The 24,042-nt window shown below is 72.8% G+C and carries 23 protein-coding genes and 3 pseudogenes; 12 read left to right on the top strand and 14 right to left on the bottom strand.

Features of this window, described 5'->3' with window-relative positions:
* Positions 1-7: 7 nt before the first annotated feature.
* Complete coding sequence (locus tag FDM97_RS09745; protein ID WP_137990006.1) at positions 8-805, bottom strand: S1 family peptidase; 798 nt, start codon at positions 803-805, stop codon at positions 8-10.
* Positions 806-962: 157 nt separating this feature from the next.
* On the opposite strand from FDM97_RS09745, the gene FDM97_RS09740 reads away from it, so the two are divergent.
* Together FDM97_RS09740 and FDM97_RS09735 are read left to right on the top strand one after the other, a co-directional pair.
* Positions 963-1,838, top strand: a complete 876-nt coding sequence (locus FDM97_RS09740) for a hypothetical protein (RefSeq protein WP_137990005.1) — start codon at positions 963-965, stop codon at positions 1,836-1,838.
* 523 nt (positions 1,839-2,361) lie between these two features.
* On the top strand, positions 2,362-3,972 hold the full coding sequence (locus FDM97_RS09735) for an ankyrin repeat domain-containing protein (protein WP_137990004.1): 1,611 nt from the start codon (positions 2,362-2,364) through the stop codon (positions 3,970-3,972).
* 157 nt (positions 3,973-4,129) lie between these two features.
* Here FDM97_RS09735 and FDM97_RS09730 read toward each other — a convergent pair whose 3' ends face one another.
* Both FDM97_RS09730 and FDM97_RS09725 read right to left on the bottom strand, forming a co-directional pair.
* Positions 4,130-4,549, bottom strand: coding sequence for a guanyl-specific ribonuclease (locus FDM97_RS09730; protein ID WP_137990003.1), 420 nt, complete (start codon positions 4,547-4,549; stop codon positions 4,130-4,132).
* A gap of 210 nt (positions 4,550-4,759) precedes the next feature.
* The gene (locus FDM97_RS09725) at positions 4,760-6,151 is read right to left on the bottom strand and encodes an MFS transporter (RefSeq protein ID WP_137990002.1); all 1,392 of its coding nucleotides are present in this window, start codon (positions 6,149-6,151) and stop codon (positions 4,760-4,762) included.
* A 116-nt stretch (positions 6,152-6,267) separates the two neighbouring features.
* Here FDM97_RS09725 and FDM97_RS09720 point away from each other — a divergent pair, with 116 nt between their 5' ends.
* A complete protein-coding gene (locus FDM97_RS09720) occupies positions 6,268-6,807 on the top strand; it encodes a MarR family winged helix-turn-helix transcriptional regulator (RefSeq protein ID WP_137990001.1) in 540 nt (179 codons plus the stop codon).
* Here FDM97_RS09720 and FDM97_RS09715 read toward each other — a convergent pair.
* Together FDM97_RS09715 and FDM97_RS09710 are read right to left on the bottom strand one after the other, a co-directional pair.
* Positions 6,797-7,678: an SDR family oxidoreductase gene (locus FDM97_RS09715; protein WP_137990000.1), complete on the bottom strand. Its 882-nt coding sequence runs from the start codon at positions 7,676-7,678 to the stop codon at positions 6,797-6,799. The genes FDM97_RS09720 and FDM97_RS09715 overlap by 11 nt on opposite strands.
* A 1-nt stretch (position 7,679) precedes the next feature.
* Positions 7,680-8,444: an SDR family oxidoreductase gene (locus FDM97_RS09710; protein ID WP_137989999.1), complete on the bottom strand. Its 765-nt coding sequence runs from the start codon at positions 8,442-8,444 to the stop codon at positions 7,680-7,682.
* A gap of 68 nt (positions 8,445-8,512) precedes the next feature.
* Between FDM97_RS09710 and FDM97_RS09705 the strand changes: the two genes are divergently transcribed.
* Genes FDM97_RS09705 through FDM97_RS09685 form a run of 5 tightly spaced genes read left to right on the top strand, consistent with a single transcriptional unit; the run spans position 8,513 to position 12,848 of the window.
* Positions 8,513-9,271 carry an enoyl-CoA hydratase family protein gene (locus FDM97_RS09705; protein WP_137989998.1) on the top strand — a complete coding sequence of 253 codons (759 nt, stop codon included), beginning with the start codon at positions 8,513-8,515 and terminating at the stop codon, positions 9,269-9,271.
* Positions 9,268-10,110 carry a CoA transferase subunit A gene (locus FDM97_RS09700; RefSeq protein ID WP_137989997.1) on the top strand — a complete coding sequence of 281 codons (843 nt, stop codon included), beginning with the start codon at positions 9,268-9,270 and terminating at the stop codon, positions 10,108-10,110. The genes FDM97_RS09705 and FDM97_RS09700 overlap by 4 nt, the downstream gene beginning before the upstream one ends.
* On the top strand, positions 10,107-10,856 hold the full coding sequence (locus FDM97_RS09695; protein ID WP_137989996.1) for a CoA-transferase subunit beta: 750 nt from the start codon (positions 10,107-10,109) through the stop codon (positions 10,854-10,856). Before FDM97_RS09700 ends, FDM97_RS09695 begins: the two co-directional genes overlap by 4 nt.
* Positions 10,853-11,914 (top strand): NAD(P)H-dependent flavin oxidoreductase, encoded by a 1,062-nt coding sequence (locus FDM97_RS09690; RefSeq protein WP_137989995.1) that lies wholly within the window; start codon positions 10,853-10,855, stop codon positions 11,912-11,914. Before FDM97_RS09695 ends, FDM97_RS09690 begins: the two co-directional genes overlap by 4 nt.
* Before the next feature lie 43 nt (positions 11,915-11,957).
* Positions 11,958-12,848 carry a tyrosine-protein phosphatase gene (locus FDM97_RS09685; protein WP_137989994.1) on the top strand — a complete coding sequence of 297 codons (891 nt, stop codon included), beginning with the start codon at positions 11,958-11,960 and terminating at the stop codon, positions 12,846-12,848.
* Here the strand turns inward: FDM97_RS09685 and FDM97_RS09680 are convergent.
* The 6 genes from FDM97_RS09680 to FDM97_RS09655 form a co-directional block, all read right to left on the bottom strand.
* Positions 12,845-14,503 carry a DEAD/DEAH box helicase gene (locus tag FDM97_RS09680; protein WP_137989993.1) on the bottom strand — a complete coding sequence of 553 codons (1,659 nt, stop codon included), beginning with the start codon at positions 14,501-14,503 and terminating at the stop codon, positions 12,845-12,847. The two genes, FDM97_RS09685 and FDM97_RS09680, sit on opposite strands and share 4 nt — an antisense overlap.
* Positions 14,504-14,594: 91 nt before the next feature.
* On the bottom strand, positions 14,595-14,798 hold the full coding sequence (locus tag FDM97_RS09675; RefSeq protein WP_137989992.1) for a cold-shock protein: 204 nt from the start codon (positions 14,796-14,798) through the stop codon (positions 14,595-14,597).
* 247 nt (positions 14,799-15,045) lie between these two features.
* Positions 15,046-16,203 carry an acetyl-CoA C-acetyltransferase gene (locus FDM97_RS09670; RefSeq protein WP_137989991.1) on the bottom strand — a complete coding sequence of 386 codons (1,158 nt, stop codon included), beginning with the start codon at positions 16,201-16,203 and terminating at the stop codon, positions 15,046-15,048.
* Between the two features lie 18 nt (positions 16,204-16,221).
* Positions 16,222-16,842, bottom strand: coding sequence for a TetR/AcrR family transcriptional regulator (locus FDM97_RS09665; protein WP_137989990.1), 621 nt, complete (start codon positions 16,840-16,842; stop codon positions 16,222-16,224).
* Positions 16,843-16,857: 15 nt separating this feature from the next.
* On the bottom strand, positions 16,858-17,643 hold the full coding sequence (locus FDM97_RS09660) for an SDR family oxidoreductase (protein WP_137989989.1): 786 nt from the start codon (positions 17,641-17,643) through the stop codon (positions 16,858-16,860).
* Positions 17,640-18,788 (bottom strand): acyl-CoA dehydrogenase family protein, encoded by a 1,149-nt coding sequence (locus FDM97_RS09655; protein ID WP_137989988.1) that lies wholly within the window; start codon positions 18,786-18,788, stop codon positions 17,640-17,642. Before FDM97_RS09655 ends, FDM97_RS09660 begins: the two co-directional genes overlap by 4 nt.
* A gap of 45 nt (positions 18,789-18,833) precedes the next feature.
* On the opposite strand from FDM97_RS09655, the gene FDM97_RS09650 reads away from it, so the two are divergent.
* The 3 genes and pseudogenes from FDM97_RS09650 to FDM97_RS35735 form a co-directional block, all read left to right on the top strand.
* Positions 18,834-19,976, top strand: coding sequence for an acyl-CoA dehydrogenase family protein (locus tag FDM97_RS09650; RefSeq protein WP_137989987.1), 1,143 nt, complete (start codon positions 18,834-18,836; stop codon positions 19,974-19,976).
* Positions 19,976-20,275: pseudogene (locus FDM97_RS09645) on the top strand (acyl-CoA dehydrogenase family protein); the annotation flags it as partial. The gene FDM97_RS09650 and the pseudogene FDM97_RS09645, both read left to right, overlap by 1 nt.
* Before the next feature lie 495 nt (positions 20,276-20,770).
* Positions 20,771-21,367 (top strand): annotated as a pseudogene (locus FDM97_RS35735) (acyl-CoA dehydrogenase family protein); the annotation flags it as partial.
* On the opposite strand, the gene FDM97_RS09635 reads toward FDM97_RS35735, so the two are convergent.
* The 3 genes and pseudogenes from FDM97_RS09635 to FDM97_RS09625 all read right to left on the bottom strand — a co-directional run bounded on the left by FDM97_RS09635 (position 21,362) and on the right by FDM97_RS09625 (position 23,057).
* Positions 21,362-21,877, bottom strand: coding sequence for a pyridoxamine 5'-phosphate oxidase family protein (locus tag FDM97_RS09635; RefSeq protein WP_254705548.1), 516 nt, complete (start codon positions 21,875-21,877; stop codon positions 21,362-21,364). The pseudogene FDM97_RS35735 and the gene FDM97_RS09635 sit on opposite strands and share 6 nt — an antisense overlap.
* A 44-nt stretch (positions 21,878-21,921) precedes the next feature.
* Positions 21,922-22,293, bottom strand: a pseudogene (locus tag FDM97_RS09630) (VOC family protein); the annotation flags it as partial.
* Positions 22,294-22,337: 44 nt separating this feature from the next.
* On the bottom strand, positions 22,338-23,057 hold the full coding sequence (locus tag FDM97_RS09625) for a vWA domain-containing protein (protein ID WP_254705546.1): 720 nt from the start codon (positions 23,055-23,057) through the stop codon (positions 22,338-22,340).
* Between the two features lie 82 nt (positions 23,058-23,139).
* Here FDM97_RS09625 and FDM97_RS09620 point away from each other — a divergent pair, with 82 nt between their 5' ends.
* A complete protein-coding gene (locus FDM97_RS09620) occupies positions 23,140-24,042 on the top strand; it encodes a YwqG family protein (RefSeq protein WP_137989984.1) in 903 nt (300 codons plus the stop codon).

Here is a 24,042-nt window from a genome sequence, read left to right as displayed (position 1 = left end):
CGCCGCACTACAGCGTCGCCGCCGCCGACTTGATCGCCGAGGCGAAGGTCGAGACCTCGGTGTACACGCCGGGGTAGCCGGCCCGTGCGCAGCCCTCGCCCCAGCTCACGATGCCGACCTGGATCCAGGCACCGGCGTTGTCCCGGCGGAACATCGGGCCGCCGGAGTCGCCCTGGCAGGTGTCGACGCCGCCTTCGTTGTAGCCGGCGCAGATCTCCTCGCCCGGGACGAGGGAGCTGCCGTAGGCGGCCTGGCACTCGGCGTCCGAGACGAACGGCACGGTCGCCTTGCGCAGGTAGCGCTGCTGCGCGCCGCCCTCGCGGGTGGCGCCCCAGCCGGCGACGGTGAACGTGCCGCTGTTGTACGCGGTCGTGTCGGCGATCTTGAGCGTGGGCACGGAGGTGATCGGCGAGGCGAGCTTGATCAGCGCCCAGTCCTTGCCGGTGCCGTTGTAGCCGGGGGCCTGGAGGACCTTGGTCGACCTGACCTTGATGGCGCTGCTGCTGCGCAGGTCCACGACTCCGGCGGTGGCGGTGATGCTGGTGTTGTTGCCGGAGCCGCTCACGCAGTGGGCGGCGGTGAGGACGATCTGCGGGGTCAGCATCGATCCGCCGCAGCCCATGGAGAGCCTGACCATCCAGGGGAACTCGCCCTGGGCGGCGCGGGTTCCGCCGACGACGGGCGCGGGGGCCGCGGATGCGGTGGAGGGCTGGAGGCTGACGGCGGCGAGGACGACGGCGCCGGCCGCGACGATTCTCTGGAGCGCGCGGACAATCTTGTTCTTCTTCAAGTGTCTGCCTTTCATGGGGGGTTGGGCCTTGATGGCATGTGCCCGTCAAGACCTGATCCGGATTATGGGCAGCGCGCGACGGAGGCCACAAGAACGTCTTTTCGGCCAGGGACGCGTCGACAGGAGGGGCTTCTCAGCACGGCCTCGTACAGTGGAGAGAAGGGGGTACGGCGTGCCGAGCACCGACGAAGTCGTCCATGGGTTCCCGCACCTCGACACGGTCCGGGCCTCGATCACCGCGCTCTACCGGCGGCTGTCCGCCGACGGGGTACGGCGGTACGCGACGAGCATCGCCGCCGCGGACGTGGCCTTCGGGGACGAGGACGACCTCCATCTCGGGGCGCAGCGGGTGGCCAGGGCCCTGGTGCACCACCTCGGGCTGCCCGAGGCGCGCGTGATCGTGAGCTTCCGGGAGATGGAGCACGCGGCGAGCGTCGAACTGGCCGCGGGACCGGAGTACTTCATCGAGCTGAACGACCGCTTCCGGCTCCACCGCAGGGACGTGGGCGCGGCGCTCGCCCACGAGATCACCCACGTCCTGCTGCACCGCCTCGACCTCGGCTTTCCCGGCACCCGGAAGAACGAGATCCTCACGGATGTGGTGACCTCCTATCTCGGTGCGGGGTGGCTGCTGCTCGACGCGTTCCGGGAGGACGCGGTGTCCCGCCAGAAGCTCGGCTACCTGACACCGGAGGAGTTCGGGTACGTCCTGGCCAAGCGGGCGGCGGCGTTCGGGGAGGACCCGTCGCCGTGGTTCACCAGCCCACGGGCGTACGAGGCGTGGGAGCGCGGGCGGCAGGAGGCGGAACGGGACGCCCGCACGCCGCCACTGGCGGAGGCGGGGTGGGCGGCGCGGCACCGCTATGCGAAGGACCGGCGCTACGGGCGGGCGCGGACGGACGCTCCGTACGCCTTCGAGGGCAGCGGCGCCTCGGCCCGGGTGGCCTTCCCGTGCCCGGTGTGCCGACAGCGACTGCGGGTCCCGGCGGGCCGACGGCTCCGGGCCAGGTGCGGGGTGTGCGGGTCGGTCCTGGAGTGCGAGACCTAAGGCGTTCCCTCCGAACCGCCCAGGGTGCCGGGTTCCGGGACCTGACCCCCAGGAGGGCGGGTGTGGCGGTCCGCAGCCAGGTTGCCCCCTCTTCCACCGACATGCGGTGCGCCCCGACTTCGTCGGCGGGTCACGCCGGCCGCGGCGGCGATGGCGGCGAGTCGCCCGGAGTCTCGCAAAGAGCTGTCCTTCCACACCCAGCTGATGCAGATGAACGGCATCACCATGCAAGGCGCCATGGGCATGTCGGCGCTCAGTGCCCTCGCGCTCGCCGCCATGACGCGTGGCACCCCACGGTGGCTGGCCGGAGGGGCTGGGCTTCTCGCTGTCGCCTCCTTCCTGATCACCGTCTCGGCAACGTCCCCATCAACGGCCGTATCAAGCAGTGGGCGGTCACCTCGGCACCCGCCGATCACGCCGAGATCCTTGCTCGCTGGGAGGCGTTCGCTGACGGCGGGTGGCGCGACCGCGTCCGCCGGGTAGTCGTTTGCGTCGTCCGTGCCCGGCGGGTGAAGGTCGGTGGATGAGCACGTTGTTCGACGCCATTCTCGACGGGGACGCCGACTCCGTCGTACGCCTCCTGCGGTCCGGGGTCTCCCCCGAGGCCGATGACGAAGGGGAGACCGCGCTGTACCGGGCGGCCCTCGCGAACGAGCCCGGGATCGTCCGGCTGCTGCTGGCCGCGGGGGCCGACCCCGCGCGGGGCAGCGGTGAGCAGGCGGGGGACCTGCCGCTGTGCGGGGCGGCGTGCGGCGGGCACACGGAGGTGGTGCGGGCGCTGCTGGCCGCCGGGGCGCAGCCGGACCAGCCGGAGGAGTACGGGATGACGGCCATGGACTGGGCCGCGCAGCTCGGGCACGCCGAGACCGTGCGGGCGCTCCTGGAGTACGGCGCCGACCCCGGCCGTCCGCGCCCCGGCGGGCCGCCTCCGCTCGTGGCGGCGGCCCGGCGCGGGTCGGCCGCGAGCGTACGGGCCCTGCTGGAGTACGGCGCGGGTCCGGTGGAGGACGCCCTGCGTGAGGCGCGCCGCTGGATCGGCGTCGACATCGCGGAGGAGTTGCGGCGCGGGCTCCTCGAGACGAGCGGAGGCGGGCGCGGGGGCGACGCGTACGGCGAGACCGTGGTGCGGCGTGTGCACGAGGAGGGCGGGGTGACCGTCGTCGTCGAGCTGCTGCGCGCGGACGGCGCGCCCGGCTTCGGCAACGAGCAACAGACCGGCCACGCGGCGATCGCCACACTCCTGGAGACCGCGCTCGGCGTCCGCGCTCCGCACGAGGAGCTCGCCGAACGGGCCGTGCGCTGCGGGGACCCGGAGCTGGACGACTGGACCGAGACGGTGGTCGCGCTGACCGGTCGCGGTGACGAGGAGACCTACCGGGCGGCCGCCACCTGGTGCACGAGCGAGGACCCGCTGCGGCGGGCGCTGGGCGCGGACGTCCTGGGCGGGCTGAAGGATTTCAGGCCGCGGGCCGTGCAGGTGCTGCGGCGCCTGGCGGCGCGGGAGGCGCGGGAGGCGCCGGGCGGCGAGTACGGACCTACGGCCCCCGGTCCCGCAGGCCGGGCGGCGACCGCAGGCCCAGGCATGCCCGCGGCCACAGCCACAGCCGGGGCCGCCTGGGTGGGAGATGAGGGGCGCTCCCCCGCGTGCGAGCCGGCGCGCGCCGTCGTCGCCGCGCTCGGGCAGTGCGGCGAACCGGCCGCGTTGCCGGAGTTGCTGGCGTTCGCGTCGCATCCCGACGAGGAGGTGCGGCGAGCGCTCGGGTGTGCGCTGACCGGGCTCGTGCCGGCCGGGGACGCCAGGGCCGTGGAGACGCTGGTGGCGCTGAGCCGGGACCACGACTCGGGCGTACGGGACTGGGCGACGCTGGCGCTCGCGGAGGTGCCCGAGGACACGCCCGTACTCCGGGAGGCGCTCACCGCGCGGCTCGGCGACTCCGATCCGGACACGGTGGCCGAGGCCGCGCGCGGCCTGGCCATCCGTCAGGATGCGCGTGCGGTCGAGGTGTTGGCGGGGATCCTCGCGGACGGGGATCCGGCGGGCGCGGCCCGCGACACGGCCTTGGCCGCCGTCGAGTTCGTACGGGACCCCCGGGTCAGGAAGCGCCTTGAGTGGACGAGCCCGCGCTGTCGTTGACCCGAGTCCACCCGGGCCCTTCGCCCGGGTGAAGGGGCTCGGCCATCCGGCGCGTCACGGGCACCGGCAGTGCGGGGTTCACCGCCCTGCCCGGTCCGTGGCCGGCTGAAGTGGGGGGTCCGACCACGGACCGGGGGCTGGGTGGGCGTCGCGCGGGTCAGCAGCTGTGGTCGACGAGGTCGAACGAGGCGTAGTGGTCGGCGGTGTAGTAGTCCTCCTGGTACGACTCACCGGTCACGATGCGGCGGGCGCCGCGCGTGGGGCTGCCCGGGGTCTTGACCGTGTACTCGTGGTAGTAGCCGAGGGAGTGGGCCGGGAGGATGCCTTCGCGGTTCTGGAAGACGCTGCCGTCCTGGGTGTACGGGAAGGGTCCGCCGGCCTCGATCAGGCGCAGGGTGTCGTGGGCCTGGGAGGGCAGGTCGGAGTAGCAGATGTCTCCGACGGCGGCGGCCGAGAAGGACACGGCGGCCGGCGTGGGGGCCGGGGCGACGGCCGCGGTGGCCGGGGCGCCGAGGGCGAGGGCCGAGAGGAGGGCGGCGACGCCGCCGATGACGGTGAACCGTGGGGGGATTCGCATGCACAGCATGCTGACGCGCGTAGACCCGACTCGGACACCCCAACTGCCGTCAATTTTCCGGACGTTAACCTCATCCGCCGGATGTGGGGGCGGCGTGTGCACCTCTCACGCGTACGCCATGCCCCCACGCGCCCCGGCCGTATACGAGATACGAGCGGGAGGGGCGGGGCGGGGGAAGGCCCCGCCCCGCCCCTCCAGGGCCGCGGCGCGTCAGGACGCGACCGCTCGCGCCGGGAGCCGCAGGCTCAGGACCGCCGCCGCGGCGTACGCGGCGAGCACCCACGGCATCGCCGCGTCGATCGACAGGTCCGCGAAGAACGCGGTGCCGATCGCCGCCGCCCCCAGCGCCCCGCCGAACTGCTGCGCCGTCGAGAAGACCCCGGACGCGCCGCCCGCCATCTCCCCCGGCACCGACGACAGGACGATGTTGACGAGCGGGACCACCAGGAAGCCGAGGCCCGCGCCCGCGACGACCAGCCCCGGGACCAGCGGCCAGGCCCCGGTGTGGACCTCGGCCGCGGAGGCCGTCGCGTGCCAGACCCAGCCGAAGCCGCCCGCCATCAGGAGCGCGCCCGCCGCCGGGACGAACCGGCCGAAGCGGAGCGCCAGCGGGTCCGCCGCCGGGGCGGTGAGGAAGCCGCCGGCCGAGAAGGCGACCATGAGGACGCCCGCCTCCAGCGGCGCGTATGCCTGCCCGCCCTGCAGCCAGATCGCGAAGACGAGGAAGAAGCCCTGCATCCCGAGGGCGAACAGCAGTTGCACCGCGAGCCCGTACGAGAACGCGGGGATGCGGAACGTCCGCCCCGGCAGCACCGAGCCGCGCGCCGCGAGCCCGGCCACCGCGAGCACCCCGGCGGCGAGCAGCGCCCAGCCCCACAGCGGCCAGCCGTGTTCACGCCCCTGGACCAGCGGCAGCACGATCGCGACGAGACCGCCCGCGAGGACGAGGCTGCCGAGGACGGGCGGGCGGACGGCCGAGCGTTCCCGCGTGGCCGGTACGAGGACGGCGGCCGCGGCCAGGGTGACCACGGCGACCGGGACGTTCACCAGGAAGACGCTGCGCCAGCCGAGCCCGAACAGGTCCGCGTCGGTCAGCACCCCGCCGAGCAGCAGCCCGAGCGCGGAGGCGAGGCCGGCCACCGCCCCGTACATCCCGAACACCTTGCCGCGCTCCTTGCCCTGGAAGAGGCTGTGGAACGAGCCGAGCACCTGCGGCATCAGGACGGCCGCCGTGACGCCCTGTACGGCCCGCGCCGCGATCAGCTGGCCCGGCGTCTGGGCGATCCCGCAGGCGAGGCTCGCCACGCCGAAGCCCGCCGTGCCGGCGAGGAAGAGCGCCTTGCGTCCGTAGCGGTCGCCGAGCCGTCCGGCGACGATCAGCGTGGCGGCGAAGCCCAGCAGGTACGCGGAGACGGTCCACTGCAGGGCGCTCTCGGAGGCGCCGAGCCCGTGCCCGATGGAGGGCAGGGCGACATTGACGATGGTGACGTCGATCAGGTCCATCAGGGCGGCGACCATCATGACGACGGCGGCGGCCCAGCGGCGCGGGTGGACGGTGACGGGGTCACCGGTGGTCGTGGTGGTGACGGTGGTCGCGGACATCGCATGCCCCTCCAATTTATTTCGTTCGACCTAACGAAATAAAAATTGACACATGACCACCCGTGATCACAAGTCTTTCGTACGACCGAACGAAAGACTTGTGTAAAACTGGGACCATGAGTGAGCACCCGCAGCGCGCCGACGTCATCGCCGCCCTCACCGCCGCCGGCCGCGACTCCAGCGCGGCCTCCGTCGCCTTCCACTCGGCGGTCGCGGCCAAGCAGGACCTCGGGGCCACCGAGACCAAGACCCTGGACCTCCTCCAGCGCCACGGCGCGCTCACCGCCAAGGAGCTGGCCGAGCACTCCGGTCTCGCCCCCGCCTCCGTGACCGGCCTCGTCGACCGCCTGGAGCGCAAGGGGTTCGTCCGCAGGGTGAAGCACCCGACGGACAAGCGCCGGGTGCTGATCGAACCCCGGCCCGAGAAACTGGCCGAGCTCGCGCCGCTCTTCGACGACTGGGCGCGTGAAGTGCACGAACTCTACGAGGAGTTCACGACCGAGGAGCTGGTCACCGTCACGCGCTTCCTCACCGGCGCGACCGCCCGCCAGCGCGAGGCCACCAAGCGCCTCACCGACCCCGGCGTACCCGACCAGCCCCTTACCGACCCCGGCGTACCCGACCAGCCCCTCACCGACCCCGGCGTCACCGACTAGCGCCGTACACCGGCCTCGGGACCTCCGCCTCCGCGAGGAGCTTCAGCGCCGCCTCCCCCGCCTCCGCCGGGCTCCAGCGCGCGCCCTTGTCCGCCGTGGGGCCGGGCCGCCAGCCCTCCATGACGGTGATCCGGCCGCCCTCCACCTCGAAGACGCGGCCGGTCACGCCCGCCGAGGACGCCGAGCCCAGCCAGACGACCAGCGGCGAGACGTCCTCCGGTACGCCCTCCAAGCCCGCGAAGGCCTGCTCCGTCATCCGGGTCCTGGCGGCCGGGGCGATCGCGTTGACCTGGACCCCGTACCGGCCCATCTCGGCCGCCGCGACGAGCGTCAGGCCGACGATCCCGGCCTTGGCCGCCGCGTAGTTCCCCTGCCCGACGCTGCCCGACAGGCCCGCGCCCGACGTGGTGTTGACGACCCGCGCCACCACCTCGCGTCCCGCCTTCGCCTCCGCCCGCCAGTGCGCGGCCGCGTGCCGCAGCGGCAGGAAGTGCCCCTTCACATGGACCCGCATGACCGCGTCCCAGTCGTCCTCGCCGAGGTTCACGAGCATCCGGTCGCGCAGGAAGCCCGCGTTGTTGACGAGGGTGTCCAGCCGCCCGTACGAGGCGAGGGCGGCGCCGACCAGGGAGGCCGCCCCCTCCTGCGTGGCGATGTCGCCGCCGTGCGCGACGGCCTCGCCGCCGGCCGCGCGGATCTCCGCCACGACCTGCTCCGCCGGCGACTCGGCCGAGGCCGCCCCGTCCAGCGCGACCCCCAGGTCGTTGACGACGACCCGCGCCCCCTCCGCGGCGAAGGCGAGGGCGTGGGCCCGCCCCAGTCCCCGTCCCGCGCCCGTCACGATGACGACCCGACCCTCGCACAGACCCATCTCAGCTCTCCTTGTTGACCGTTGCGGCATCCAGAAACGCGGGGCGCTCGCCGCCCCCGTGCACCAGCAGCGACGCCCCCGAGACGTACGCGGCCCGCTCGGAGGCGAGGAACACCGCCGCCTCCCCCACGTCCGCGGGTTCGGCGAGCCGACCGAGCGGGACCGTCGCGCCGACGGCGGCGATCCCGTTCTCGTCGCCGTAGTGGAGGTGGGACAGCTCGGTGCGGACCATGCCGAGGACGAGGGTGTTCACCCGCACCTCAGGAGCCCACTCCACCGCCATCGAGCGCGCCAGGTTCTCCAGACCGGCCTTCGCGGCGCCGTACGCGGCCGTGCCCGGCGAGGGTCGGGTCCCGCTGACGCTGCCGATCATGACGACGGCGCCCCGGGAGGCCCGCAGCAGTCCGTACGCGGCGAGGGTGGCGGTCAGCGGGGCGGTCAGGTTCAACTCCACGACCCGCGCGTGCCGTTCGGTTTCCCTCTCCCCAAGCAGCGCGTACGGCGTGCCGCCGGCGTTGTTGACGAGTACGTCGAGCCGCCCGTACCGCTCGCCGACGTCCGCGAAGAACGCGCCGACGGCCGCGGGATCCCGCAGGTCGAGGGGGGTGAAGTCGGCCGCGCGGCCGCCCGCCGTCACAGCCCGGTCCGGTGGCCTGCGCGCGCAGACGACCACCCGCGCCCCGGCGCGCAGAAAGGCCCGGGCGATGCCCGCGCCGACCCCGCGCGTGCCGCCGGTGACGACCGCGACCCTCCCGTCCAGCTCCATCGGCTGCTACCTTTCCTCACCGAGCAGTCACCTAACAAATGTTTGGTGGAAAGGTAGCTGATCCGCTCATGGGTGTCTCCACCTCACGCCCCGCCAAGGGCATCTCGCTCGTCACCGTCGACTTCCCGCCCGTCAACGCCCTGCCCGTACAGGGCTGGTACGACCTCGCCGACGCCGTCCGCGCGGCCGGCCGGGACCCCGAGGTCCGCTGTGTGGTGCTCGCCGCCACGGGGCGCGGCTTCAACGCGGGCGTGGACATCAAGGAGATGCAGCGCGAACACGGCACCGGGCGGCACAGCGCGCTCATCGGCGCCAACCACGGCTGCGCCGAGGCCTTTTCGGCGGTGTACGAGTGCGAGGTCCCGGTCGTCGCGGCCGTCGGGGGCTTCTGTCTGGGCGGCGGGATCGGGCTCGTCGGCAACGCGGACGCGATCGTCGCCTCCGAGGACGCCACCTTCGGGCTGCCCGAGCTGGACCGGGGCGCGCTCGGCGCCGCGACCCACCTCGCCCGGCTCGTCCCGCAGCATCTGATGCGCGCGCTGTACTACACCTCGCGCACCGCCACCGCCGCCGAACTGCACGCGCACGGCTCGGTCTGGAAGGTCGTTCCGCGCTCCGAACTTCTCGACGCGGCCCTTGAGTTGGCGGGCGAGATCGCCCGGAAGGACGGTTGTCTGATCCGCCTCGCCAAGGCCGCCATCAACGGCATCGACCCGGTGGATGTGCGCCGCAGCTACCGCTTCGAGCAGGGCTTCACCTTCGAGGCCAACCTCAACGGTGTCGCCGACCGCGTCCGCGACACCTTCGGGAAGGACGGACAACGGTGACCGACAAGACGATGACCCCCGACGAGGTGGCGGGCCGGCTGCGCAGCGGCATGACGATCGGCATCGGCGGCTGGGGTTCGCGCCGCAAGCCGATGGCTCTGGTCAGAGCGCTGCTCCGGTCCGAGATCACCGATCTCACCGTGATCTCCTACGGCGGTCCCGACGTGGGCCTGCTCGCCGCCGCCGGCCGTATCCGCAGGCTCGTCGCCGCCTTCACCACCCTGGACTCCATCCCCCTCGAACCCCACTTCCGCGCCGCCCGCGAGCGCGGCGCCTTCGAGATGACGGAACTCGACGAGGCCATGTTCATGTGGGGCCTGCACGCGGCCGCCAACCGGCTGCCCTTCCTGCCCGTCCGGGCCGGTCTCGGCTCGGACGTGATGACGGTCAACCCCGAGCTGCGGACGGTCACGTCACCGTACGAGGACGGGGAGACGTTCGTCGCCGTCCCCGCCCTGCGCATGGACGCGGCCCTCGTCCACCTCAACCGCGCCGACCGGCTCGGCAACGGCCAGTACCTGGGCCCCGATCCGTACTTCGACGACCTCTTCTGCGAGGCGGCCGACACCGCCTACGTCTCCTGCGAGGAGCTGGTCGACGGGTTCGGGGACGCCGCCCCACAGACCCTGCTCGTCGGCCGGCACTCCGTCACCGGGGTCGTCGAGACCCCGAACGGCGCGCACTTCACCTCCTGCGCGCCCGACCACGGCCGCGACGAGCCCTTCCAGAAGCTGTACGCCACCACCCCCTGGCCCGAGTTCGCGGAGCGGTTCCTGTCCGGCAAGAGCGAGGACGACTACCAGCAGGCCGTACGGACCTGGCACGAGGAGCAGCAATGATCAGTCGCGCCCCTCTTCCCCCGCCCACCCGCGCCGAGTACTGCGTCGTCGCCTGCGCCGAGGCCTGGCGCGGCGACGGTGAGGTCCTCGCCGCCGCCATGGCCCCGGTCTCCTCGTTCGGCGCCCGGCTCGCCAAGCGCTCCTTCGCCCCCGAGCTGCTGCTGACCGACGGCGAGGCGATGCTCGTCGGCCTCGACGGGGAGGTCGAGGGCTGGCTGCCGTACCGGCGCCATCTCACGATGGTCACCGGCGGCAAGCGGCACGTCATGATGGGCGCGAGCCAGATCGATCGGCACGGCAACCAGAACATCTCCTGCATCGGCGACTGGTCCCGCCCCGCCCGCCAGCTCCTGGGCGTACGCGGGGCACCGGTCAACACCCTGAACAATCCGGTCAGTTACTGGATCCCCCGGCACTCGCCCCGGGTCTTCGTCGAGCGCGTGGACATGGTCAGCGGCGTCGGGTACGACCGCGCGGCCGCCGCCGGGGCCACGCGCTTCCACCGGATCCCGCGGGTCGTCTCCGACCTCGGCGTCTTCGACTTCGAGACGCCCGACCGCTCGATGCGGCTCGCCTCCGTCCATCCGGGCGTCACCCTGGAGCAGGTCAGGCAGGCCACCGGCTTCGATCTGGTGATCGGCGACGACGTCCCGTACACGCGCGAGCCGACGGCCGAGGAGCTGCGGCTGATCCGCGAGGTGATCGACCCGGGCGGGCTGCGCGACCGGGAGGTACGGGCCGGATGACCGCCTCCTTCGAGACCGCCCTGACGAAGCTCACCGGGATCCGCCACCCGATCGTGCAGACCGGGATGGGCTGGGTCGCCGGTCCTAGGCTCGTCTCGGCGTCCGCGAACGCGGGCGCGCTCGGCGTCCTCGCCTCGGCGACGATGACCGTGGACGAGCTGCGGGCTGCCGTCCGCGAGGTGAAGTCCCGTACGGAGGCACCCTTCGGGGTCAATCTGCGCGCGGACGCGGGCGACGCCCGCGAGCGGGTGCGGATCATCATCGACGAGGGCGTACGGGTCGCCTCCTTCGCCCTCGCCCCGTCCCGTGAGCTGATCGCCGAGCTGAAGGACGCGGGCGTGGTCGTCATCCCCTCGATCGGGGCACGGCGGCACGCCGAGAAGGTCGCGGCCTGGGGCGCGGACGCGGTGATCGTGCAGGGTGGCGAGGGCGGCGGGCACACGGGCGAGGTGGCCACCACCGTGCTGCTGCCGCAGGTGGTCGACGCGGTCGGCATCCCGGTGATCGCGGCCGGCGGCTTCCACGACGGCCGCGGCCTGGTCGCCGCGCTCTCCTACGGGGCCGCGGGCATCGCCATGGGCACCCGTTTCCTGCTCACCTCAGACTCCACCGTCCCCGACGCCGTCAAGGCGCGGTACCTGGCCGCGACGGTCAAGGACGTGACGGTGACGACGGCCGTCGACGGGCTGCCGCACCGGATGCTCCGTACGGAGATGGTCGCCGCCCTCGAACGGGCGGGCCGCGTACGGGCGTTGGCGCAGGCGGTCCGCCGGGCGGCCGGCTTCCGGAAGATCTCGGGCCTGTCGTGGTCGCGGATGGTCCGCGACGGGCTCGCGATGAAACACGGCAAGGACCTGTCGTGGAGCCAGGTCCTGCTCGCCGCGAACACCCCCATGCTCCTCAAGGCATCCATGGTCGAGGGCCGCACCGACCTCGGCGTCATGGCCTCCGGACAGGTCGCGGGCCTCATCGAGGACCTGCCGAGCTGTGAAGAACTCGTCCTGCGAGTCGTGTCGGAGGCCGCGCACGTGCTCCGCACCCTGCCAACACCAGGGTGAACCCTCGCTCCCGACACGGGAGTTCGGCAATGGGAGTTCGGTCATGCCCCTTTCGAGACGCGCACTGCTGTCCACCGCCACCGCCGCCGTGCTCACGGCGGCCACCGCGCCGTCCGTCGCGGCGCCACGGCGCCGTCCCCACGTCACGGCCATCCGGCACATCCCGCTCCAGGGCGCGGTCAACGTCCGTGACCTGGGCGGATACCTCAGCTACACGGGTGGCCGCGTCCGGCACGGTCTGGTCTACCGGGCCGACGCCCTGAGCAAGCTCACCGACACCGATGTGACCACGCTCGCCGGGCTGCGCCTGGGCCGGGTCGTCGACTTCCGGATCCCGCTGGAGGTCCAGTACGACGGCGCCGACCGGCTCCCCGCCGGGCTCGTCGCGCTGTCGCGGCCCGTCACCGACAACGGCCTGTTCGGGCAGCTGCTGGCGGTGATCGGCTCCCGCGATCCGGTACGGCAGGAGGAGATGCTCGGCGGCGGGCGGGCCGCCGCCTTCATGCGCGAGGTGTACCGCACCTTCGTCACGAGCGCCGAGAACCGGGCACGGTTCGGGCAGACCCTGCGCGAACTCGCCGGCGGGCCGCCCTCGCTCTTCCACTGCACGTCGGGCAAGGACCGTACGGGCTGGACGAGTTACCTGCTGCTCACGGTCCTCGGCGTGCCGGAGCAGACGGCCGTCGACGACTATCTGGCCTCCAACACCTTCCGCGCCGCGTACGACGCGAGGGTGCGGGAGGGGCTGAAGCACGGCGGGCTCATGCAGAACCCGGACCTGATCATCCCCCTCCAGGAGGTGCGGACCGAGTACCTGGACACCGCGCTTGCCGAGGTCCGTACCGCGTACGGGAGTCTGTTCCGCTACCTCACCGACGGCCTCGGCCTGGAGCTGCGCACGCTGGCGGAGCTCCAGGACCGGCTGGTCGGCTAGGCGCCGCCGCTGCGGCGCCGGCCGCCGCCACCGCTGCGGGTACGGGTGGCCGAACCGCCCGTACCCGTACGGCCGTTGGCTCCCGAAGCAGCCGATGCCGCCGAAGCCCCCGAGCGGGAACGGCCGCCACCGCCACCGCCACCGCGGCGCGAGCGCTGTCCCCCGTTCCGGGCCTGCGCGGGCTGCGTCGGCTGCGGGACCTCGATGACGACCGGGACGCCGGACGGCTCGCGGGCGCCGGTGAGCCGCGTCAGCTCCTCGTCGCTGGACTTGATCTGGGCCGTACGCGGGTTGATGCCGGCGTTCGACATCAGCCGGCCCATGTCCCGCTTCTGCTCGGGCAGCACCAGGGTGACCACGCTGCCGGACTCGCCGGCGCGGGCGGTGCGGCCGCCGCGGTGCAGGTAGTCCTTGTGGTCGATCGGCGGGTCGACGTTCACGACCAGGTCGAGGTCGTCGACGTGGATGCCACGGGCCGCCACGTTGGTCGCGACCAGCACGGTGACCAGGCCGTTCTTGAACTGGTCCAGGGTGCGGTTGCGCTGCGGCTGGGAGCGGCCGCCGTGCAGTCCGGAGGCCCGCACGCCGCTGGCGAGGAGCCGCTTGACCAGCCGGTCCACGGCCCGCTTGGTGTCGAGGAAGAGGATCGTGCGGCCGTCGCGGGCTGCGATCCGGGTGGTGACGGCCTTCTTGTCGGTCTCGTCGGCGACGTAGAGCAGGTGGTGCTCCATGGTCGTCACCGCGCCCGCGGACGGGTCGACGGAGTGCACGACGGGGTCGGTGAGGAACATCTTGACGAGACGGTCGATGTTCTGGTCGAGCGTGGCCGAGAACAGCATCCGCTGGCCGTCCGGCTCGACCTGCTTGAGCAGCGCGACGACCTGCGGCATGAAGCCCATGTCGGCCATCTGGTCGGCCTCGTCGAGGACGGTGATCGAGACCTGGTCGAGCCGGCAGTCACCGCGCTCGATGAGGTCCTTGAGCCGTCCCGGCGTCGCGACGAGCACCTCGGCACCGCGGCGCAGGGAGTTCGCCTGCTTGGTGATCGACAGGCCGCCGACGACGGTCGCGAGGCGCAGCTGTACGGAGGTGGCGTACGGGGAGAGGGCGTCGGTCACCTGCTGGGCGAGCTCGCGGGTGGGCACCAGGACCATGGCGAGCGGGGCCTTGGGCTCGGCGCGGCGGCCCGCGGTGCGGGCGAGCAGGGCGAGGCCGAAGGCGAGGGTCTTGCCGGAGCCGGTACGGCCGCGGCCGAGGATGTCCCGGCCGGCGAGCGAGTTCGGCAGGGTGGCGCCCTGGATCGGGAACGGCTCGGTCACGCCCTGGGCGGCGAGCGTCTTGACGAGGGCCGCGGGCATGTCGAGGGCGTCGAAGGACTCGACGGAGGGCAGCGCGGGCGTCAGCGTCTCGGGGAGGGTGAACTCACGCGGCGGCGGAGGCGTGGCCGGTCCGCGGCCACGGCCGGCGGCCTTGGCCTTGCCCTTCGGGGCGGCGGAGCCGCGGCGGGCGCCGGTGGTACCGGAGGCGCTACGGGTACCGGAGGCGGACGCGGTACGGGTGCCGGAGCCGCGCGCGGGGCGGCCCGAGGCATTTCCGGACGGGGTTCCGGAAGAGGAGTCCGCGGCCCTGCGGGGCCGCTTTTCGGAGCGAGTCATGGGGAAATGCCTTCCTGGGCCTGAGCACAGCGCGAGCCGGGACCCGCACCTGCGCGGTGCGGGCCCCGGCTGCGAGAAACGCGTACGGCGATCAGGCGGGGAGGATGTTCTCCGCCTGCGGGCCCTTCTGGCCCTGCGTGACGTCGAAGGAGACCTTCTGGCCTTCCTGCAGCTCACGGAAGCCGGAGGTCGCGATGTTGGAGTAGTGGGCGAAGACGTCGGCGCCGCCGCCGTCCTGCTCGATGAAGCCGAAGCCCTTTTCCGAGTTGAACCACTTCACGGTTCCGGTGGCCATAATTTTCTCCTGAATAGGTAAGGGTCCCATCCCGGAGAGTCCGGAAAACAAAACTGCGCCTGAAGGAACATTCCCGTCAGGCGCACATAAAGTTCATGGGTACCAAAACTAGCAACTCTGGAACCTTAGCACGCCGCCCCGCCCGCTGGACGGGACGGCGACGAGCGTCACACCGGGGGACCGGCGGGTGCGGCTGGCGGGCGCGGGCGGCGGGTGCGGGTGCGGCTGGCGGGTGTGGGCGGCGGCGTCACAGCCGTTCGATGATCGTCACGTTGGCCTGGCCGCCGCCCTCGCACATGGTCTGGAGGCCGAAGCGGCCGCCCGTGCGCTCCAGTTCGTGGAGGAGGGTGGTCATGAGCTTCACACCGGTGGCGCCCAGCGGGTGGCCGAGTGCGATCGCGCCGCCGTTCACGTTGACCCGCTCGGGGTCGGCGCCGGTCTCCTTCAGCCAGGCGAGGACGACGGGGGCGAAGGCCTCGTTGATCTCGACCAGGCCAATGTCGTCGATCGTCATGCCGGTCTTCTTCAGCGCGTACGCGGTGGCCGGTATCGGGGCGGAGAGCATCCGGATCGGGTCCTCGCCGCGGACGGAGAGGTGGTGGACGCGGGCGCGCGGGGTGAGGCCGTGTTCCCGTACGGCCCGCTCGCTCGCGAGGAGCATGGCCGCGGCGCCGTCGGAGACCTGGGAGGAGCAGGCGGCGGTGATGGTGCCGCCCTCGACGACGGGCTTCAGCCCGGCCATCTTCTCCAGGCTGGTGTCCCGGCGCGGGCCCTCGTCGACGATCACGTCCCCGTAGGGCACGGTCTCCCGCTCGAAGCGGCCCTCGTCGATCGCCCGCAGCGCGCGCCCGTGCGAGCGGAGGGCGAATTCTTCCTGGTCACGGCGGGTGATGCCCCATTTCTTCGCGATCAGCTCGGCGCCGTGGAACTGGTTGACGGGGGCGTCCCCGTACCGGGCGCGCCAGCCCTCGGAGCCGGCGTAGGGGCCGTCGGTCAGGCCGAGGGGTTCGGCGGCCTGCCGGGAGGCGAAGGCGATGGGGATCATCGACATGTTCTGGGTGCCGCCCGCGACGACCAGGTCCTGGGTGCCGGACAGGACGCCCTGTGCCGCGAAGTGCACGGCCTGCTGGGAGGAGCCGCACTGGCGGTCGATCGTGACGCCGGGGACCTCCTCGGGGAGGCCGGCCGCGAGCCAGCACGTACGGGCGATGTCGCCGGCCTGCGGGCCGACGGTGTCGAGGCAGCCGAAGACGACGTCCTCGACGGCGGCGGGGTCGATGCCGGAGCGGGCGACGAGGGCCTTGAGGACATGGGCGCCGAGGTCGGCCGGGTGGACGGACGCCAGTCCTCCCTTGCGGCGGCCCACCGGGGTGCGGACCGCTTCGACGATGTAGGCCTCGGCCATGACAACTCCTCCAGTCGGTCAGGTGCGTACGGCGATTCCGTCCAGGACCATCGACAGGTACTGACGGGCGATCTCGTCCGGGCTGTGCTGTCCGCCCGGGCGGTACCAGGACGCGGCGACCCAGACGGTGTCGCGCACGAAGCGGTAGGTGAGCCGGACGTCGAGGTCGGCGCGGAAGACCTTGGCCTCGACCCCGCGTTCCAGTGTGCCGAGCCACGCCTTCTCGAACTTCACCTGCGAGTCGGAGAGGTAGTGGAAGCGGGGCTGGGCGCTGAGGTGGCGGGACTCCTTCTGGTAGATGGCGACGGCGGCGCGGTGCCGGTCGATCTCCCGGAAGGACTCGGTGACGAGGGCCTCGATGGTCTCCCTGGGGCCGAGTCCGGCGGCGAGGACGGTGTCGTAGCCGTCCCACAGCTCGGTCAGGAAGGTGGAGAGGATCTCGTCGAGCATCGATTCCTTGGAATCGAAGTGGTAGTAGAGGCTGCCGGCGAGCATGCCGGCGGCGTCGGCGATCTTGCGGACGGTCGTGGCGTTGTATCCCTGGGCGGCGAACACCTCGGCCGCGGTGTCCAGGAGTTCTCGGCGCCGCTCGGGCGAGGCGGTCACCTGGGTCTTCTTCTTGCTGGGAGTGTTCGGCACACGTCCATTCTGGTCCTACGCGTGCTGGCTGCTGACCGAGACGGTCTCGCCGGTCATGTACGAGGAGTAGCCGCTGGCGAGGAAGACGATGACGTTGGCGATCTCCCACGGTTCGGCGTGGCGTCCGAAGGCCTCGCGCGCGGTGAGGTCCGCGAGCAGCTCGGCGGAGGTGACCTTGACCAGGTGCGGGTGCATGGCGAGGGACGGGGAGACGGCGTTGACGCGGACGCCGTACTCCGCCGCCTCGATCGCGGCGCAGCGGGTGAGGGCCATGACGCCGGCCTTCGCGGCGGCGTAGTGGGCCTGGCCGGCCTGGGCGCGCCAGCCGACGACGGAGGCGTTGTTGACGATCACCCCGCCGTCGTTCCCGGTCCGTGCGAAGTGGCGCAGGGCGGCGCGGGTGCAGCGGAAGGTGCCGTTGAGGGTGACGTCGAGGACGCGGGTCCACTGTTCGTCGGTCATGTCGACGAGTGCGGCGGTGCCGCCGAGGCCGGCGTTGTTGACGACGGCGTCCAGCCGGCCGTGGAGGCGTACGGCGGTGTCGAAGAGGGCCTGGACCTGGGTCTCGTCGGTGACGTCGCAGGGGAGCGAGTCGACGCGGTCCGCGCCGAACTCGGCGGCGAGGGCGGCCTCGGTCTCCTTGAGGCGGCGGGTGTGGGCGTCGCTGACGAGGATCCTGGCGCCCTCCTCCAGGAACCGGCGGGCGGTGGCGCCGCCGATGCCGGCTCCGGCGGCGGCGGTGATGACGGCGGTACGGCCGTTCAGCAGGCCGTGTCCGGGGACGTAGGCGGGGCTGGTCATGGGCGGGGCTCCTTCGGGAGGCCGAGGACCCGCTCAGCGACGATGGTGCGCTGGATCTCGCTGGATCCGGCGTAGATGGTGTCGGCGCGGGAGAAGAGGAACAGCCGCTGCCACTCGTCGAGTTCGTACGGTTCGGCCGCGACGATCGTGGCGGCGGCGCCGCGGATGTCCATGGCGAGTTCGCCGAGGTCGCGGTGCCAGTGGGACCAGTACAGCTTGGCCATGGAGGGTTCCGTGCCGCGCCGGGCGCCCTCCCGCATGGCCTGGAGGCCGGTCCAGGCCTTCACGAGACGGTCGCGGACGAGGGGGTCGGCGAGGGCTCCGTTGCGCCGGGCGAGGGCGATGAGGCCTTCCAACTCGCGGCGGAATCCGACCTGTTGGCCGAGGGTGGAGACGCCTCGCTCATAGCCGAGGGTGGCCATCGCGATCCGCCAGCCGTCGCCGGGCTCGCCGACGACGTTCGCGGCGTCCGTCCGCGCGCCGTCGAAGAAGACCTCGTTGAACTCGCTGGTGCCGGTGAGCTGCACGATCGGCCGGACCTCGACGCCCGGCTGGTCCATGGGGACGAGGAGGTACGAGAGTCCGGCGTGCCGCTTCGACCCGGGTTCGGTGCGGGCGACGACGAAGCACCACTGGGACTCGTGGGCGAGCGAGGTCCAGATCTTCTGGCCGTCGACGACCCAGGTGTCGCCGTCGAGGGTGGCCCGGGTGCGGACGGCGGCGAGGTCGGAGCCGGCGCCGGGTTCGCTGTAGCCCTGGCACCACAGCTCCCGGACGGCCCGGATCGGGGGCAGGAAGCGGGCCTTCTGCTCCTCGGTGCCGTGGGCGATGAGGGTGGGGCCGAGGAGCTGTTCGCCGATGTGGTTGACGCGGGCGGGGGCGTCGGCGAGGGCGTACTCCTCGTGGAAGGCGATCTGCTCCTCGATGCTCGCGCCGCGGCCGCCGTACCGCTCGGGCCAGCCGACGCAGGTCCAGTCGTGGGCCGCCAGGTGCCGCTCCCAGGCGAGGCGTCCGGCGAACGCCTCGTGTTCCCTGCCGGGTCCGCCACGGCCTTTCAGGGCGGCGAACTCGCCACGGAGGTGGGCCCGCAGCCAGGCGCGTATCTCGGCGCGGAACTCCTCGACGCTGCTCGTGGCGCTGCTCATGGCCGTACGTTAACCTACCAAACACTTGTTAGGGAAGGATGCCCGATGGACCTCTCGTACACGGCGGACGAGGAGAACTTCCGCGCACAGGCACGGAGTTGGCTCCGCTCCCATGTCCCGGACGAGCCGCTGCCCTCCCTGGAGACCGAGGAGGGTTTCGCCGCCCATCGCGCCTGGGAGGCGGAGCTGGCCGCCGACCGCTGGTCGGTCGTCTCCTGGCCCGAGCGGTACGGGGGCCGGGGCGCCGATCTCGTCCGCTGGCTGGTCTTCGAGGAGGAGTACTACGCGGCGGGGGCACCGGGCCGTGTCTCGCAGAACGGCATCAACCTGCTCGCCCCGACCCTGTTCGACCATGCCACCGAGGAGCAGCGGGCCCGGGTCCTGCCGTCGATGGCGACCGGCGAGGTCGTCTGGGCGCAGGCGTGGTCCGAGCCCGAGTCCGGCTCGGACCTGGCCTCGCTGACCTCACGGGCGGTACGGACGACGGGAGGCTGGCTGCTGTCCGGGCAGAAGACCTGGTCCTCGCGCGCGGCCTTCGCCGACCGGGCCTTCGGCATCTTCCGTACGGACCCGGACGCCGACCGCCCGCACCGGGGCCTGACGTATCTGATGTTCGACCTGCGGGCGCCGGGCGTGAGCGTCCGGCCCATCGGGCGGCTCGACGGCAGGCCCGCCTTCGCCGAGCTCTTCCTCGACGAGGTCTTCGTGCCCGACGAGGACGTGATCGGGGAGCCGGGGCAGGGCTGGCGGATCGCGATGTCCACGACCGGCAACGAGCGCGGGCTCATGCTCCGCTCCCCCGGCCGCTTCCTGGCCGCCGCGGACCGGCTCGTACGGCTCTGGCGCGAGACCGGCGAGGACCGGGGGCTGCGGGACCGGGTCGCGGACGCGGTGATCGGGGCGCGGGCGTACCAGCTGTTCACGGCGGGCGGGGCGGCGCGGTTCGCGGCGGGGGCGACGATCGGGGCGGAGTCGAGCCTGAACAAGGTCTTCTGGTCGGAGTACGACATCGCGCTGCACGAGACCGCGCTCGATCTGCTGGGCGGGGAGGCGGAGTCGGCGGCGGACGGCGCGTGGGGCGAGGGGTACGTCTTCTCCCTCGCGGGCCCGATCTACGCGGGCACGAACGAGATCCAGCGCGACATCATCGCCGAGCGGCTGCTCGGCCTGCCGAAGGGCCGCCGCTGATGAGGTTTCTGCTCACGGACGAACAGCGGGACTTCGGCCGCTCCCTGGACGCGATGCTGACGGCCGCGGACACGCCGACGGCGATACGGGCGTGGGCTGCGGGCGACCCGGGGCCGGGCCTCGCGCTGTGGGCGCGCCTCGCGGAGGCGGGCGTCTTCGCGCTCGCGGTCCCGGAGCCGTACGAGGGGCTGGGCCCGCTCCCCGTCGAACTGGCCGTGGCCTTCCTCGAACTGGGCCGCCACGGGGTGCCGGGGCCGGTGGTGGAGACGGTGGCAGCGGCGGCGCTCCTCACGGACCTGGCCCGCCGGGGCGAGCCGGGCCCCGCGAAGCGCCTGCTCCCGGCCCTGGCCTCGGGCGACACGACGGCGACCCTGACGCCCCCCTCCCCTGGAGCGACCCCCGTCGTGACCACTCGCCCCGCCGGGGCGGACCCCACCCCCACCTCCGCCACCCCCGTTGTGGGCAACTGTTCCGCTGGGGCGGAACGGGTGGGCACAACGGACGGCGCCCTTGCCGGGCCCAGGCTCCCCGTGCCTGCGGTACCCACGGGTGCGGCGCCGTCGTGGGTTGTGCCCACCCGTCCCGCCCAGCGGGACGATTGCCCACAACCCGGGGAGGGGGAGGGGGAGGGCACCGCCCCGTGGGACGCCGGCCCACAACCCGGGGAGGGGGAGGGCACCGGCCCGTGGGACGCCGGCCCACAACCCGGGGAGGGGGAGGGCACCGGCCCGTGGGACGCTGACCCACAACCCGGGGACGGAGGGGGGCGGAACAGAGGTCCGCAGGCCTTCGGGTACGCGCTCGACGCGGACGTCGCCGGCGTCACCCTCGTCGTCGACGGCGACCAGCTGCGGATCGCGGCCGCGCACGGGCCCGTGCGCGCCTCCGCCGACCCCGCGCGGCGGCTCGCGCGGCCCGCGCCCGGCGGGGAGCTGCTGGCGACCGGGCCCGCCGTGGCCGCGGCCGTCGCGCACGCCCAGGACTGGGCCATGCTGGCGACCGCCGCACAGGCCCTCGGCGTCGGGCTCACGCTGCTCGACCGGACCGTGGCGTACGCCAAGCAGCGCACGCAGTTCGGGACGGCGATCGGGTCGTTCCAAGCGGTCAAGCACCGGCTCGCGGACACGCTGATCGGCCTGGAGTTCGCCCGGCCCCTGCTGTTCGGAGCGGCGCTCACCTTCGCGAGCACCGATCTCGCCGCCGCGAAGGTCACGGCCGGCGAGGCCGCGTACGCCGCCGCCCGTACCGCCCTGCAGATCCACGGCGCCGTCGGCTACACCGAGGAGCTCGACCTCTCCCTCTGGTTGCGCAAGGCCCGCCCCCTGCGGGACGCCTGGGGCACCCCGGCGCAGTGCCGGGCCCGGGTCGTCGAGACGTACGGCGGCTCATGACTCCTCGCGCGGCGGACTGTCGTCCGTACCGCGCCGGATCGTCCGCACCGGCCGCCCCGGCGACCAGGTGCGGACGACCAGGTCGTCACCGTCGACGAAGATCCGCACCACCTCGGTCAGCTCCACCCGGAAGACGTGGAACGGCAGCGGCATGCCGACGTCCTCCGCGTACCGCTCCAGCGTCTCCATGTCGGTGATCTCGACCGCCCGCCCCGAGAGCCGGACGTCCCCGCCGCCCATGTCCGTCCCGGCACCCGGGTTGGCGAGCAGCGAGAAGCGCGCGTCGCGCAGCAGATCGAGCGCCTTGCGCGAGTGCGGCATCATGCCGAGCCAGAGCTCGCCGAAGCGGAAGTCCGCCTCGATGCCGCTGAGCCGGGGCGAGCCGTCCTTCCGCAGCGTCCCGAGGACGTGATGCGTGTACCGCCCGTAGCGCTCCCGTACCGTCTCCGCGAGCTCGGGCTCGGCGGTCTCGAAGGCCGACCAGGTCATGGTTGTCTCGGTGTGTCCCATGGTTCCAGGGAACACCGGATACCCGACAACCGGCGTCCGGATTACGCCCCGCGTTCCGCGTCGCTGCACTCCACGCAGAACTCGTTGCCCTCGGGGTCGGCCAGCGTCACCCACCCCAGACCGCCCTCGCGCCGGTGGTCGCCGACCAGCGTGGCGCCGAGGGCGAGCAGCCGCTCCACCTCCTGGTCACGGGTGCGGTCCTGCGGCTGGATGTCGAGGTGGATGCGGTTCTTGACCGACTTCTTCTCGGGCACGGTCACGAACAGGATGCCCGCGCCGGGCGTCTCGACCAGCGCCTCCTCGTCCCCGGGCTGGTCCTCGTCGGACACCTTGGAGTCCAGCGCCGCGGCCCAGAACGTGGCCAGGGCGTACGCGTCGGAACTGTCGATCGTCACATGTCTCACCAGGGATGCCATGCGAGCACTATCGCCCGGGCGGATCGGCCGCGGCCACGGATTTATCAGGAGCGCACGATGGACTGGGCGCGGGCCGCGGACAGCCAGGTCGGGAACTCGGCGACGAGCCGGTCGTACAGCTCCGCGTCCGGGACCCGGCGCGGGTCCTTCCCGGCGTGGAAGAAGCCGGCGTTGTCGACGGGCCGTTTGGCGGGGACGGCCAACTCGTCGAGCTTGCGCAGGAACTCGAACTGGCGGCTGCCCGGGTCGCCGAAGCCCACGAACTGCCAGAAGATCGGCAGCTTCGCCGCCTTGCACAGATACCGCTCGGCGGCGAGCTTGTTGATCGGCCCGCCGTCGGTCTGGAAGACGACGAGCGCGGGCGCGGTGGCCCCGCTGTCGAGGTAGTGGTCGATGACCGCGTCCATCGCCAGGTGGTAGCTGGTCTTGCCCATGTGGCCGAGACCGGCGACGATCCGGTCGATCCGCCCCTGGTGGTCGGCGAGTTCGATGTCGGTCTCGGCGTCGATGTCGGTGGAGAAGAACACCACCGGCACCCGCCCGTCGTCGTCCAGGTTGGCCGAGAGCCCCAAGACCCGGTCGGCCAGCGCCTGGACGCTGCCGTCCTGGTAGTACGGCTTCATCGAACCCGAGTAGTCCAGCACGAGATAGACGGCGACGCGCTGCCCGCTCATGCCGCGCTTCCGCAGGCAGACCCCCGCCGTCTTGTAGAGGTTCACGAGTGCCGGTGCGGACTCCTCGACCTTGCGCAGACTCAGGGCCACGAAGGGCTCCCCTCCCTCATCCCGTACGGACTGCCGAGGGTACGTGATCACGCGTGGCGGGCGGACGTCTAGCGTGGTGCGGGTGAAGCCCACGACTCCGTACCGTCCGCTCGACATCACCATCCCCTTCCCCGAGTTGAAGGCGTATGCCCGCACGGCGACACTGCTGCATCCGCGGCCGGGCACGCCGACGGCGGCCGACAGCTCGGTGGGCGGACCGCTGCTGTGGCCGGCGGACGAGACGTGGCCGGTGTGCGCGGAACACGGCCGGGTGCCGGGAGTTCGGCCGGACCGGCACGACGGGTCCGCGCTGCCGCTGCTCGCGCTCGCGCAGTTCTACGTCCGGGACGTTCCGGACCTGGGGCCCTTCGCGCCGCCCGGGGCGGATCTGCTCCAGGTGCTGTGGTGTCCGTTCACCGGGCATGACGACGCGTCCTTCAACGACTACGGCCCCTCGACGCGTCTGCACTGGCGACGGGCCGCGGACGTGACGGAGCAGCTGTCGGTGCAGCCGGGGCCGGCGGTCGTGGAGCGCGAGGAGTATCTGCCGAATCCGTGCGTGCTGTTCCCCGAGCAGGTCGTCGACCACCCCTTCGCGGACTACCTTCCCGCGGAGCTGGTCGAGCGGATCGAGGCCTGGGAGGACGCCCTCCAGGAACGGATCGGGGAGGCGGCGCCCTGCTACCAGTACGACCTGTCCCTCGCGCCGGGCTGGAAGATCGGCGGCTGGGACTCCTGGCACCGGACGGATCTCATGCGGGTGCGCTGCGGCGCCTGCGGGGCGGAGATGCGGCTGCTGCTGACGATCGACTCCGATGGAGGCGCGCGGAGTTGGGTGCCGTACGACGAGGCGCAGGACGCCTGGAACGGAGGGCGGCCACCCTCCCCGCACGGGCCGACGGGAATCAGCGCGGCGCGCGACGAGTACCGGGCTTTCGTCTGCCCGGCCGACCCGTCGCACCCGCATCGGATGAGCACGCAGTAG

Source organism: Streptomyces vilmorinianum (assembly GCF_005517195.1).
Classification (GTDB): Bacteria; Actinomycetota; Actinomycetes; order Streptomycetales; family Streptomycetaceae; genus Streptomyces; species Streptomyces vilmorinianum.
The sequence above is the reverse complement of the archived record's forward strand: the minus strand, read 5'-3'. Positions and strand labels throughout refer to the sequence as shown.